Annotated in this window: 12 protein-coding genes; 7 read left to right on the forward strand and 5 right to left on the reverse strand. The window is 65.8% G+C overall.

What is annotated here, in order from left to right:
• Positions 1-238: 238 nt before the first annotated feature.
• The 3 genes from QX126_RS08660 to QX126_RS08670 all read left to right on the forward strand — a co-directional run bounded on the left by QX126_RS08660 (position 239) and on the right by QX126_RS08670 (position 2,935).
• Positions 239-1,774 (forward strand): leucyl aminopeptidase, encoded by a 1,536-nt coding sequence (locus QX126_RS08660; protein WP_315739412.1) that lies wholly within the window; start codon positions 239-241, stop codon positions 1,772-1,774.
• A gap of 9 nt (positions 1,775-1,783) precedes the next feature.
• Positions 1,784-2,236 (forward strand): DNA polymerase III subunit chi, encoded by a 453-nt coding sequence (locus QX126_RS08665; RefSeq protein WP_315739413.1) that lies wholly within the window; start codon positions 1,784-1,786, stop codon positions 2,234-2,236.
• Between the two features lie 204 nt (positions 2,237-2,440).
• On the forward strand, positions 2,441-2,935 hold the full coding sequence (locus tag QX126_RS08670) for a hypothetical protein (RefSeq protein WP_315777511.1): 495 nt from the start codon (positions 2,441-2,443) through the stop codon (positions 2,933-2,935).
• Between the two features lie 66 nt (positions 2,936-3,001).
• Here QX126_RS08670 and QX126_RS08675 read toward each other — a convergent pair whose 3' ends face one another.
• The 3 genes from QX126_RS08675 to QX126_RS08685 all read right to left on the reverse strand — a co-directional run bounded on the left by QX126_RS08675 (position 3,002) and on the right by QX126_RS08685 (position 5,578).
• Positions 3,002-4,870, reverse strand: coding sequence for an ABC-F family ATP-binding cassette domain-containing protein (locus tag QX126_RS08675; RefSeq protein ID WP_315739414.1), 1,869 nt, complete (start codon positions 4,868-4,870; stop codon positions 3,002-3,004).
• A gap of 51 nt (positions 4,871-4,921) precedes the next feature.
• Entirely contained in the window at positions 4,922-5,113 is a 192-nt protein-coding gene (locus tag QX126_RS08680) for a hypothetical protein (RefSeq protein ID WP_315739415.1), read from the reverse strand.
• Positions 5,114-5,302: 189 nt separating this feature from the next.
• The gene (locus QX126_RS08685) at positions 5,303-5,578 is read right to left on the reverse strand and encodes a sulfur globule protein precursor (RefSeq protein ID WP_315739457.1); all 276 of its coding nucleotides are present in this window, start codon (positions 5,576-5,578) and stop codon (positions 5,303-5,305) included.
• Between the two features lie 286 nt (positions 5,579-5,864).
• Here QX126_RS08685 and ndk point away from each other — a divergent pair, with 286 nt between their 5' ends.
• Together ndk and QX126_RS08695 are read left to right on the forward strand one after the other, a co-directional pair.
• The gene (gene ndk / locus QX126_RS08690) at positions 5,865-6,287 is read left to right on the forward strand and encodes a nucleoside-diphosphate kinase (protein ID WP_315739416.1); all 423 of its coding nucleotides are present in this window, start codon (positions 5,865-5,867) and stop codon (positions 6,285-6,287) included.
• A gap of 82 nt (positions 6,288-6,369) precedes the next feature.
• Positions 6,370-7,227 (forward strand): TerC family protein, encoded by an 858-nt coding sequence (locus tag QX126_RS08695; RefSeq protein WP_315780470.1) that lies wholly within the window; start codon positions 6,370-6,372, stop codon positions 7,225-7,227.
• Between the two features lie 37 nt (positions 7,228-7,264).
• Here QX126_RS08695 and QX126_RS08700 read toward each other — a convergent pair whose 3' ends face one another.
• Complete coding sequence (locus tag QX126_RS08700) at positions 7,265-8,350, reverse strand: substrate-binding domain-containing protein (RefSeq protein ID WP_315739417.1); 1,086 nt, start codon at positions 8,348-8,350, stop codon at positions 7,265-7,267.
• Positions 8,351-8,468: 118 nt separating this feature from the next.
• Between QX126_RS08700 and QX126_RS08705 the strand changes: the two genes are divergently transcribed.
• Positions 8,469-9,956, forward strand: coding sequence for an aldehyde dehydrogenase family protein (locus QX126_RS08705; protein ID WP_315780472.1), 1,488 nt, complete (start codon positions 8,469-8,471; stop codon positions 9,954-9,956).
• Positions 9,957-10,322: 366 nt separating this feature from the next.
• Entirely contained in the window at positions 10,323-10,745 is a 423-nt protein-coding gene (locus QX126_RS08710) for a globin family protein (protein ID WP_315755728.1), read from the forward strand.
• 7 nt (positions 10,746-10,752) lie between these two features.
• Here QX126_RS08710 and ppx read toward each other — a convergent pair whose 3' ends face one another.
• Entirely contained in the window at positions 10,753-12,252 is a 1,500-nt protein-coding gene (ppx, locus tag QX126_RS08715; RefSeq protein WP_315739460.1) for an exopolyphosphatase, read from the reverse strand.
• Positions 12,253-12,265 lie beyond the last annotated feature (13 nt).

A 12,265-nucleotide genomic window follows, 5' to 3' on the forward strand; every position in this document is an offset into this window, starting at 1 on the left:
GTGAATATCATTACCATCTCGTTGATCCGTCGACAAAATGGCTGTGGCGTGGCGCCCCGAAAATACGGTCAAAATTTCATGATTGTGACTGGCCCGCCACGCGGCGCTTGGCAGCCGCGGCCCGGGCAGGTCATACTGCCGCCAAGTTGGGTTCCGAACTGCCGCCATCCGCGTCTGGTCCTTGAGGTTTTCGGCCGGACGTGGCGGCTCATCACGTCGAAATTTGGAGGATTGCTTGATGTCCGACGCCGTCAAGGTCGGCTTCGTCCCGCTGTCGACCGCCCCGCGCGGCATCGTGGTGGCGTTCTGCGATGACACCCTGCGACTCGGAGTCGCGACCGAGAAGGCCCTTGGGGGAGCCTCGGACCTGATCAAGCGCGCGGCCGCCACAGCCCGGTTCAAGGGCAAGGACGGCGCGGTGCTGGACCTGCTGGCTCCTGAGGGAATCAAGATTCAGCGCTTGATCGTCATTGGCACCGGCAAGGGCTCAGATCTCAAGGACAAGGATTTTCTTAAATACGGCGGTACTTTAGCCGGAAAGTTGAACTCCGGAACTGAAGCGGTCGCGGTGCTGGCCGAGTTGCCTTCGGGACCGCTGTTGCCGGATCAGGTCAGCTCGCTGGCCACCGGGATCCGGCTGCGGGCCTATCGGTTCGATCGCTACAAGACCAAGAAGAAGGACGAAGAGGGCGCCGTCAGCGCCAATGTCTCGATCGCCGTGGCGGATGCCGCGGCGGCCAAGAAGGCGTTCGCGCCGCGGTCCCACGTCACTGACGGGGTGATACTGGCGCGCGATCTCGTCAACGAGCCGCCGAACGTGCTCTACCCGGAGGAGTTCGCCAAGCGCGCCGCCGCCTTGCGCAAGCTCGGCGTCACCGTCGAGATCCTCGACGTGCCTGCGATGAAGAAGCTCGGCATGGGCGCGCTGCTCGGCGTCGGCCAGGGCTCGGCACGGCCGAGCCGCACCGTCGTGATGCACTATAATGGCGGCAAGCGCGGCGAGCAGCCGGTCGCCTTCATCGGCAAGGGCGTGTGCTTCGACACCGGCGGCATCTCGATCAAGCCGGCCGGCTCGATGGAGGACATGAAGGGCGACATGGGCGGCGCGGCCTGCGTGGTCGGCCTGATGCATGCGCTCGCCGCGCGCAAGGCCAAGGCCAACGTGATCGGTGCCATCGGCCTGGTCGAGAACATGCCGGACGGCAATGCGCAGCGTCCAGGCGACATCGTCACCTCGATGTCGGGCCAGACCATCGAGATCATCAATACCGATGCCGAGGGCCGGCTCGTGCTCGCCGACGTGCTCTGGTACGTCGCGACCAAGTTCAAGCCGAAGTTCATGATCGACCTGGCAACCTTGACCGGCGCGATCATGGTCGCGCTCGGCACCGATCATGCCGGCCTCTTCACCAACAATGATGATCTCGCCGACAAGCTGTTCAAGGCGGGGCAGGAGACGGGTGAGAAGGTTTGGCGCATGCCGCTCGGCCACGAATACGACAAGCTGATCGATTCGCAGTTCGCGGACATGAAGAATACCGGTGGACGCCATGGCGGCTCGATCACTGCTGCGCAATTCCTGCAGCGCTTCGTCAACGACACGCCGTGGGCGCATCTCGACATCGCCGGCACCGCGATGGGCGCGCCGAAATCGGAGATCAACCAGAGCTGGGGATCGGGCTATGGCGTCCGGCTGCTCGACCGGCTGGTGTGGGATTCGTACGAATCCAAATCCGACGCCAAAGCTGAAGCCAAGTCCGGCGCCAAGGCGTGACGCGGGACGATGACAGAAGTCCTGTTCTACCATCTGCAGAACATGACCATTGAAGGCGTGCTGCCGCCGCTGCTGGAGAAGTCGCTCGAGCGCGGTTGGCGCGTCGTGGTGCAGTCGACGTCGGAGGAGCGCGCGGATGCGCTCGATGCGCATCTGTGGACCTATCGCGACGATTCGTTTCTGCCGCATGCCACCTGGCGGGTGGCCGATGTGGCCGACCAGCCGATCGTGCTCGCGGTGGAAGAGAGCAATCCCAACGGCGCAAACGTCCGTTTCCTGGTGGACAACGCGCCGCTGCCATCGGACTCGCACAGCTACGAGCGCATGGTGCTCGTATTCAACGGCGATGATGCGGACGCGCTCGCGGCTGCGAGATCGGCGTGGACCGATTGCAAATCGCGGGGATTCGAGGTCACCTACTGGCAGGCGGATGAGCGGGGGCGTTGGCAGCGCCGGCAATGATGCGGAAGTCCGTGAAGCGCCAATGATGGCAGCGCGGCGCGATTCATGATAAACTGCTGATTTACCGGCAGAGCGTTGGCAAAGCCACGAACGTGCCGCAAAGTGATGTTGGGACAACACATTAGAGTGTCCACAGGTTGCAATTCAGCAAGGTTCATCGTGCGAGACCACAACAAACAGCTGACGCGCGCTCTGGCGTTCCTTGTGCTTGCCCCGGTCGTCGCCGGATGCTCGAGCACGCCCGATTTCCTGTCCAAGGACACCGAGTGGTTCAACCGGCCGCAGCGCCTGTTCATCAGGAACATCTCGATCGACGCGCCGCCGCTGACGCCGGATAAGCCGGTCACGGCTGAGGACCTTGTGAGCGCCGAAGGCGCGTGCCCGGGCATGGCGCCTGCGGCCGGTGCTGCGGGCGCGAACGCGCTGGCGAATGATCCCGCCGCCGCAACGCCGGCCGTCGGTGGCACCGTCGCACTCGGCCATACCGAATGCGACGTGGTGCGCGGCATCGGTGCACCCGACAACGTCAACGTCTCGAGCAATGGCGGCGAGCGCGTGGCCACGGTGACCTGGCTGCGCGGCGCGCGCGCCGGCGTCTACACGTTCAGCTCCGGCCGCCTGACCTCGGTCGAGCGAGCGCCCGATCCGGGACCCGCGCCGAAGACGGCCAAGCCGAAGGCGAAGAAGCGCGCGACCTGAGTGTGCGCTGAAGTTGCCGAGAGAGTAGTTCGTCGGACGAACGTTGGTTCGTCGCGGATTGCTCGATCAGCCGGTTGCCTCGTCATACAACGTGCTCGCTTCCAGCCATTGCTCCTCGGCGCGCGCCAGCGCGTCGGCGGCATTGGCCCGTGCCTTCGACAATTGCGCCGCCTGTTTCGGGTCGCGTGTGAAGATGTCGGGCAGCGACAGCGCGCCGTCGATCTTGGCGATGATCTCGGTGATGCGGGCGATCTCGGCTTCGACCGCCGTGATCTTCTGCTTCAGCCCGCTCCGCCTGTTGTCGCCGCGCGGCCGCTCTGCTTTCTCGGTCACCTGCGGACGTTCGGTCTCTCGGGTGCCGGCGCCGCTGCGTGACGACAGGACCATGCGCCGGTAGTCATCGAGATCGCCATCGTAGGTCTTCACCGTGCGGTCGGCGACGACCCAGAGGCGGTCGGCGCAGGCCTCGATCAGATAGCGGTCGTGCGAGACCATGATCACGGCGCCGGGAAATTCGTTGATCGCTTCGGCGAGCGCGGCGCGGCTGTCGATGTCGAGATGGTTGGTCGGCTCGTCCAGGATGATCATGTTGGGGCCGAAGAAGGTCGCGAGCCCGAGCAGCAGCCGCGCCTTCTCGCCGCCCGACAGGCTCTTCACCAGCGTGTCGGCGGCCTTGCCGGAAAACCCGATCGCGCCGGCGCGCGCGCGTACTTTCGACTCCGGCGCGTCACCCATCAGCTTGCGCACGTGACTATACGGCGATCCGGTCTCGTCCAGCTCATCGAGCTGGTGCTGGGCGAAATAGGCGATCGACAGCTTGTCGGCGCGCGTGACCTTGCCGGAGAACGGCGCGAGCCGGCCGGCCAGCAGCTTCACCAGCGTGGACTTGCCATTGCCGTTGGCGCCGAGCAATGCGACGCGGTCGTCATTGTCGATGCGTAAGGTGACGCGGTTGAGCACCGGTTGCGCGGGGTCGTAGCCGACCGAGGCGTTGTCGACCGCGATGATCGGCGGCGACAACAGTCGCTCCGGTGCGGGGAACGTGATCTCGTGCACGTCCTGGGTGACGAGCGCGGTGATCGGCTTCATCCGCTCCAGCATCTTGACGCGGGACTGCGCCTGGCGCGCCTTCGAGGCCTTGGCCTTGAAGCGCTCGACGAAGGCCTGCAGCCGCGCGCGCTCCGCTTCCTGGCGCTTGACCGCCTTGGCATCGAGCATCTCGCGGGTGGCGCGCTGCTCCTCGTAGGAGGAGTAGCTGCCGCGGTACAGCGTGAGCTTGCAACGGTCGAGATGCAGGATCTGGTCGACGGAGGTTTCCAGCAGATCGCGGTCATGGCTGATCACGATCACCGTGCGCGGATAGTGCGCCAGATGATCCTCGAGCCACAGCGTGCCCTCGAGGTCGAGATAGTTGGTCGGCTCGTCCAGCAGGAGCAGGTCGGGTGCGGCGAACAGCGTGGCCGCGAGGGCGACCCGCATGCGCCAGCCGCCGGAGAATTCGGCGCAGGCTCGCGCCTGATCCGCGGCGGAAAATCCGAGGCCGCTGAGAATCGCGGCCGCGCGCGCCGGGGCGGAATGCGCGTCGATGTCGACGAGGCGGGTCTGGATCTCGGCGATACGGTCTGCGTCATGGGCGGTCTCGGCCTCGTGCAGCAGCGCGTGCCGCTCGAGGTCGGCCCGGAGAACCACCTCGATCAGGCTTTCGGGCCCGCTCGGGGCTTCCTGGGCCAGGCTGCCGATGCGCCACCGCGGCGGCACGCTGATGCTGCCGGTCTCCAGCGACAGTTCGCCGCGGATCGCTTTGAACAGGGTGGACTTGCCGGTGCCGTTGCGGCCGACCAGCCCGACGCGCGCGCCCGGCGGAATCTGCACCGAGCTCTGGTCGATGAGAAGCCGTCCGGCGAGGCGGATGGAGATGTCGGTGATGGAAAGCATGCGCGCCTTGTCACCGCGCGCGCGGCCAAAGGCAACCGCTTTGTCGCGGTCTCAGCGGCCGGATAGGCTCGTCCCGGCCTCGTCGCGCTTGCGCAACTCGTTCATCAGGTCCGCAAGGGAAGCTGGCAGGTGAGAGCCGTCCGGCGGCAGGCTGCGTTGCAGGCGCTCGCCGACGGCCTCGCAGATCGATCGGCTGGTCTTGCGATCGAGAGCCTCGCTGAAATTGGCGGTGCGGCCAGACATGACGGAATTCCACGAGCAGTTGCAGGACGATGCCGTAACAAGTCGTGGCCGCTCGATTTGTTTCCGGCTCCTGACCGGAATACCCCGAAATGAGGTTGAAACTGCACAAAAAAGGCCCCGGCGTGGGGGAGACGCCGGGGCGATGCGAGTTCGGTGCGGCGGGGGGCGGGTGCCGCGCCGAGGCTCGTATCAATAGCAGCGGTTGATCAGGCGCCAGCGCGGTCCCCACGGGGTCGGAACCACGCGGCGCACATAGCAGCCGCCATAGCCGTAGCTGTAGGCCGGGCCGCCGACGAAGAAGCGGGGACCGTAGAACGGACGGTGCCAACCGCCATGCCAGCCGCCTCCGTGCCAACCACCGCCATGCCAGCCACCGTGCCAGTGAGCCGAGGCGGCGGTCGGGGCGAGGGCGGCTGCGCCGAGGGCAACGGCGGCCGCCGCGATGAGGGAGAGTTTGCGCAACATGATCGTCTCCTGGATGACAGCGTTGGAGGCGCCGAAATTGTCCGACGGATGAGGCTGGGAGAGGGCGGCCACCGGAACGCTGCTGGCTCGTCCTCGCCCGATACCGAACACGTTAAGACATGACAGCTGAATGATGGTCGCACGAACCCTTCAGGCTATGTTCAGAAACGTGAAATTGTCGTAAGGCGTTGCGCCTCCGGGCTGGGTCCCGGTCGCTTGCCGTCGACCAATCGCGTCGATATAAGCCCGCAACCCACCCAAATCCCGCACCTCCAAGGACGACATCATGGCGATTGAGCGCACCTTTTCGATTATCAAGCCCGACGCGACCGAGCGTAACCTCACCGGCGCGATCAATGCGCTGATCGAGAAGGCCGGCCTGCGCATCGTGGCTCAGAAGCGGATCCGCATGACCCGCGACCAGGCCGAGACCTTCTATGCCGTGCACAAGGCGCGGCCGTTCTTCGGCGAGCTGGTCGATTTCATGATCTCCGGCCCGGTCGTCGTCCAAGTCCTCGAAGGCGAAGGAGCCATCCTGAAGTACCGCGACGTGATGGGCGCGACCGATCCGTCGAAGGCCGCCGACGGCACCATCCGCAAATCGCATGCGAAGTCGATCGGCGAGAACTCGGTGCACGGCTCGGATGCCGCCGAGACGGCTGCGGTCGAGATCGCGCAGTTCTTCGCCGGCAACGAGATCGTCGGCTGAGCCATGATCGCTGCGGCGGAGCCTCGCTCCGCCGCATGCCGACGTGCTCAATCTTCGTTGAACCGATCTGAAAGGCTTGGCCGTGAACTGGCTGTCGCAACTCGCTGATCCCGCCACTTTCGGCCATTTGCTCGCTCAATTCGAGGCCGACCTGCAGAGCCCGGGCTTCTGGCTCGCGCTCGGCAAGATCGTCTGGATCAACGTGCTGTTGTCGGGCGACAATGCGCTGGTCATCGCGCTCGCCTGCCGCGGCCTGCACGGCAAGCATCGCGTCTGGGGCATGGTGGCCGGCTCCGGCATTGCCGTCGCACTGCGCATCGCCTTTACCGGCATCGTCGCCACCCTGATGGCGCTGCCGTACCTGAAGCTGATCGGCGGGCTGGCGCTGATCGTGATCGCCGCCAAGCTGCTGGTGCCCGAGGACGAGAACGACGAGATCGCAGCCGGCACGACGCTGTGGCATGCGGTCCGCATCGTCGCGCTTGCCGACCTCGTGATGAGCCTCGACAACGTGATCGCGGTGGCTGCGGCCGCGAACGGCCAGGCGTCCCTGCTGATCATCGGCCTCGCCATGAGCATCCCGCTGATCATCGCGGGCGCCGCGCTGATCATGCTCGTGCTCGATCGGGTCCCGCTGCTGGTCTGGCTCGGCGCGATGTTGCTCGGCTGGGTGGCCGGCGAGGTGATCGCGACCGATCCCGCGATCGAGCCGATGCTGCACCATCTCCTCGACGGCACCGTGGTCATCAACATCGAGGCGACCTCGGCGCTGTTCGCCGGCAAGACCAATCTCGCGAGCCACGTCGATGTCATGGAGACGCTGATGTCGCTGATCGGCGCCGGTGTGGTGCTGATCGCCGGCTCGATCTGGCGCGGCCGCGCGCTGCAGCGTCAGGCCGAGAGCGAGCTGGTGCCGGCGCGCGGCGTCGATCTGCCGTAGCTGATCGTCAGGAGGCGTCGCGTCCGACCGGGCGGCGTCAGGACTCCGCATCCAGCCGATCGAGGAATTCGCGAACGGTGTGGACCGATCCCGTGGCGGCTGGCTGGTAGCCGGGCAGGGCAGCGACGGCGCGATGGAATTCGTCGCCCTTCATCACCTCGAGCACCCGCCGCATCGGGTCGGTTTCCAGAAACGATTTATGGCAGGCGAAGAAATAGTCTTCGGTGAGGATACGGATGAAGTCGAGTCCGAACTGCCGCGCGGCGGCCTCGACGCCGAAGCAGACGTCGGCCATGCCGCTCGCGACATAGGCGGCGACGGCTGCATGGGTGAACTCGATCTGCTGCGCGCCATTGATGCGCGCTTCGTCGATGCCTTGTGACGCGAGCAACTGATCGAACAACAGGCGGGTGCCGGAATCATGGTCGCGATTGACGAAGCGCGCCCTGCCGTCGGCAAGATCGGCCAATGAACGGATGGACAGCGGATTGCCGCGCTTGACCATCAGCCCCATTTCACGGGTCACGAAGCTGATGACGCAGTCCTGTTTGGGATCAAGCCAATCCCTGCAGGCCCGGATGTTCTGGGCACGCAGCTCGCCGCGCGGCAGATGCAGTCCCGACAGGTCGCATTCGCCTTGCGCCAGCGACGCCAGCGAATGCTGGCTGCTGACATAGCGGACATCGACCCCGACGCCTGGCTCGCGATCCAACAGCTCGCGCAGCTTGGCGACGGCAAAGCCGTGGCTGGCGTGAACGCGGATCACGCCGGGATGCGGCTGCAGGAACGGCTTGATCTCGGTCACCAGCTCCTGCGCCAGATTGTCGAGCTGCGGGCCGAGGCGGGCGTGCATGCGCTCGCCGGCCCAGACCAGCTTGTCTCCGAACGTGGTGAGCTTCGATCCCTTGCCGCGCTGGGTCTCGACCAGCGGCACGCCGAAGAATTCAGACCACTGCTCGATCAGATTCCAGACGTGACGATAGGACAGATGCGCGTCACTGGCCGCGCTGGTGATCTTGCCCGTCCTCCTGATTTCACTGAGCACGCGGAGCATCACGACGATGCTCTGCGGGCCGTCGTCCTTGTAGAAACGCCAGACAGGTTCGATCGCGATCCGCAACATCAGGGCCCGCTTGTGAAGTCGGCTTCATATGACCGCCGGCCATAGGCAACAGATATCATATTTACGAACAGATATTTGTTCTTACCTTCATTGGTATACAACAAACGGAGGAAATATGATGTCGATTGCATATGATTACGAGCGCGGCTCGAGGGGGACGTCCTATCTGACGAAGCCGTTCCAGCTCCTGATCGGCGGCCGGCATGTTCCCTCGCTCTCGGGACGCACCTTCACCTCGCTCAATCCTGCAACCGAGCAGGCGATTGCGACGGTCGCCGAGGGCAATGCCGAGGATGTCGATCTCGCAGTCGCCGCGGCCCGCAAGGCCTTCGAAGGGCCGTGGCGAACGATGCGTGCGGCGGAGCGCGGCGCGATCCTGCTGAAATGGGCGCAGCTGTTGCGCGACCATGCCGACGAGATCATCGAGCTCGAAAGCCTCGATGCCGGCAAGCCGGTGTCGGCGATCCTGCGCCAGGATCTTCCCGCCGCCATCGATACGCTCACCTACTACGCCGGATGGGCCGACAAGATCAGCGGTGAAGTCGTCTCCACGCGCGATGATGCGCTGACCTATACCGTGCGCGAGCCGGTCGGCGTGGTCGCGGCAATCGTGCCGTGGAATTTCCCGCTGATGATCGGGATGTGGAAGCTCGCGCCGGCGCTGGCCTGCGGCTGCACCGTCGTGATGAAGCCCGCCGAGCTGACGTCGCTGTCGGCGCTGCGGATCGGGGAGCTCGCGCTCGAAGCCGGACTGCCGCCCGGTGTTCTCAACATCGTGACCGGCCCTGGGCGCACCGTCGGCGAGGCGCTGGTCAACCACCCCGATGTCGACAAGGTCACGTTCACTGGCTCGCCCGGCGTCGGCCGCGGCATCATGAAGGCGGCGGCCGGCAACTTCAAACGCGTCTCGCTCGAGCTCGGCGGCAAGTCGGCCAACATCATCTTCGACGATGCGAACATCGAGGCCGCCGCGAAGGCTGCGGCCAGCGGCATCTTCTTCAACACCGGGCAGGTGTGCTCGGCCGGATCGCGGGTGCTCGTGCACGAGCGCGTGTATGACGAGGTGGTCGAGCGCCTGACCGAGCGCGCACGGGCGCTGCGGATCGGCGATCCGCTCGATCGCGCCACCTCGCTCGGACCGGTCATCTCCGAACGGCAGATGAAGACGATCCTCGACTATGTCGACATCGGACGCAACGAAGGCGCCACGCTCGTCACCGGCGGCCAGCGCGCGGCCGCCCGCGGCTATTTCGTCAGCCCCGCCGTCTTCGCTGGCGTCACGCACGACATGCGGATCTCGCAGGAGGAGATCTTCGGACCCGTGGTCAGCGTGATCAAGTTCAGGGACGAGGCCGAGGCGCTGCGGATGGCGAACGGCACGGCTTACAGCCTGGCCGCGGGCGTCTGGAGCCGCGACATGGGGCGCGTCCATCGCTTCGCTAAGCGCCTGCGCGCCGGCACCGTGTGGATCAACACCTATGGCTACACTGATGTGCGGCTGCCTTGGGGTGGCGATCGTGACTCCGGACTGGGCCGCGAGCACGGCACGGCCGCGCTGGACAACTTCACGGAGCCGAAGTCCGTCTGGATGAACCTCGCGGTGTGAGCCAGGCGTCGGTTGACGCGGACGGCCGCCATTCGCATCGGCGGCCGTCTGCGCGATCCAACGGATCAGTCGGCCTTGGCGCCGGTCGGCGGCCGGCGTGTCGGCGTCTCCGATGGCCTGTGAGAAGCACGATGGCCGTCGTGTTTGTTGCCGTTGCCGTCTCCGATCGCTGAGTCGGTCAGCAATCGTCGCGGCAGGATCACAAGCCAATCCACAGTGCTGCGGCACGGTGCCGCGCCTTTGACAAGTACCGCAGGGCGTGGTCGTCTGTTTCTTATAATGAACCCGTTCGCGCCGCCGCGACACCACTACGTCCAGCTCCACTGATCGGGCCCTGATTGGAATTGTTTCGAATTGGACTTGCGCATGTTGACTGCAGATGAGATTGCGCACGTCAAGTCGTCGTTCGACTTGGTATTTGCCAATGCTACACAGATGACCACAACGTTCTATGATCGCGTGTTCGAGCTCTTGCCGGAATGCCGCGCGATGTTTCCAGCCGACATGGACGTGTTGAAGCGCGATTTCATCGCGACGCTCGCGGTGCTCGTCGGCAGCCTCGATCAGATGACCGGACTTCTGTCGAGCACCGACATCCTCGGCCGCAACCATGCGCGCTACGGCGTCAAGCCGGAGTACTATCCGGTGGTCGGGGAGGCGCTGCTGTGGAGCCTCGCCAAGGGGCTTGGTCCGCATTGGAATGATGAGGTGGAGCAGGCCTGGCGCAAGGTCTACGGCATCATCGCCCAGCGGATGATCGCAATTTCGGTCGGCGCTCGGCGGCCCTGATCCGGATCTAGCTGCGCACGATCGAGCCGGAGCGGCCGACGAGACGCGCGAGCTGCTTGAAGCGTCCGCCGACACGGTCGGCGACGAGGTCGACCATCTGGTGCTCGAACACCAGCATCAGCTTGCGATCCTGGGTGCGGAAATGCGTTGCGGGCAGCACGCCGGGCCGCGCCGCCGAGATCAGATGCGCGACCCGAAACGCGGTGCCGAGCAGGCGCGCACGATCGATCTGGGCCGGGCTCAGCTGCTCGGTGAGGGCAGGCGCCGCCGCCTCGTCGCGCAGGCCCTCGTAGCGGAAGAACACCGACAGCGCGACGAAGATGCGGCCCTCGTGGTTGATCGAGCCGAAATTGCCGTTCAGAACGATGCCGTAGGTCTGCTCGCCGCGATGGTCCGGATGCATGCGCCAGCCGATGTCGGACAGCAGGCAGGCGGCGTGCCGCAGCCGGCGCTCGTCCTCGGTCTCGCGCATGTGCATCACGCGGAACAGGCGGTCGGTCCAGTCGATCAGCTCGCGGGCATGCTGGGCCGAGCGCGACAACAGCTCGTTGAGGCCCTGCGCCGCGCAGAGCAGCCCGTCCTTGGCGCGCTCGGCGTCGGGAAGCTTGGAGTAGAGCAAGCCCTCGCGCACGCCGAAGGTCGAGAACACGACCGTCGTCGGCCTGGCGACGCGGATGATGTGCTCGAGCACCAGCGCGGCATAGGCGAGCAGCGGGCGCCGCGCCTCGGCGATCGCTTCGATGTCGGCCAGCATGTCGGCGGCGACGAGACGGCGCAGCCGGCGCACGAAGGCCAGCGCATCGGCCGCCGGAATCGCATAGCCGTGCATCACCCCGAGCGGATAGCCGCTCTGGATGATGTGGATGCGCGCCAGCGCGCGCCAGGTGCCGCCGACCGCGTAGAAGGTGCGGTTCTGGCCGGCAAGCAGTTGCGGCAGGTCGGTCAGCGCCTCGCGCGCGATCCGCTCCGCCTTCTTCAGCGATTTCTCGGCGAGATCCTGCAGCGCCAGGCTGCCGAGCGGCAGGGTGACGCCGCTGCGGACCTGGTGCCCGCGCACGTCGATCAGCTCAAGTGAGCCGCCGCCGAGGTCGCCGACGATGCCGTCGGGCTTGTGGATGCCGGAGATGACGCCGAGCGCCGAATAGCGCGCCTCTTCGGGGCCGGTGAGGATCTGGATCGGGGCGCCGCAGATCTTCTCGGCCTTGGCGATGAAATCAGCGCCGTTCGAAGCATCGCGGCAGGCGGCGGTCGCGATGGCATGAACTTGCCCCACCCGCTGCACCTTGCACAACGCGCGGAAGCGCTTCAGCGCGGTCAGCGCCTTGTCGACGGCATCGGCCGCGAGCAGGCCGGTGGTTTGGACCTCGCGACCGAGCCCGCACAGCGCCTTCTCGTTGAACACGGTGACGAGACTGCGTTCCATCGCCTGGTAGACGACGAGACGGACCGAGTTCGAGCCGATGTCGATGACACCGACGCTCGCGGCCCTCGTGCCGGGCCGCTTCACCACGGCATGTCCC

Source organism: Bradyrhizobium sp. SZCCHNPS1003, assembly GCF_032381555.1.
Taxonomy (GTDB): Bacteria; Pseudomonadota; Alphaproteobacteria; order Rhizobiales; family Xanthobacteraceae; genus Bradyrhizobium.

Excerpts from the sequence above, each read along its gene's own strand:
- QX126_RS08660 (WP_315739412.1), top strand. The coding sequence starts at position 239 with ATGTCCGACGCCGTCAAGGTCGGCTTCGTCCCGCTGTCGACCGCCCCG.
- QX126_RS08665 (WP_315739413.1), top strand. The coding sequence starts at position 1,784 with ATGACAGAAGTCCTGTTCTACCATCTGCAGAACATGACCATTGAAGGC.
- QX126_RS08675 (WP_315739414.1), bottom strand. The coding sequence starts at position 4,870 with ATGCTTTCCATCACCGACATCTCCATCCGCCTCGCCGGACGGCTTCTC.
- QX126_RS08680 (WP_315739415.1), bottom strand. The coding sequence starts at position 5,113 with ATGTCTGGCCGCACCGCCAATTTCAGCGAGGCTCTCGATCGCAAGACC.
- QX126_RS08685 (WP_315739457.1), bottom strand. The coding sequence starts at position 5,578 with ATGTTGCGCAAACTCTCCCTCATCGCGGCGGCCGCCGTTGCCCTCGGC.
- ndk (WP_315739416.1), top strand. The coding sequence starts at position 5,865 with ATGGCGATTGAGCGCACCTTTTCGATTATCAAGCCCGACGCGACCGAG.
- QX126_RS08700 (WP_315739417.1), bottom strand. The coding sequence starts at position 8,350 with ATGTTGCGGATCGCGATCGAACCTGTCTGGCGTTTCTACAAGGACGAC.
- QX126_RS08705 (WP_315780472.1), top strand. The coding sequence starts at position 8,469 with ATGTCGATTGCATATGATTACGAGCGCGGCTCGAGGGGGACGTCCTAT.
- QX126_RS08710 (WP_315755728.1), top strand. The coding sequence starts at position 10,323 with ATGTTGACTGCAGATGAGATTGCGCACGTCAAGTCGTCGTTCGACTTG.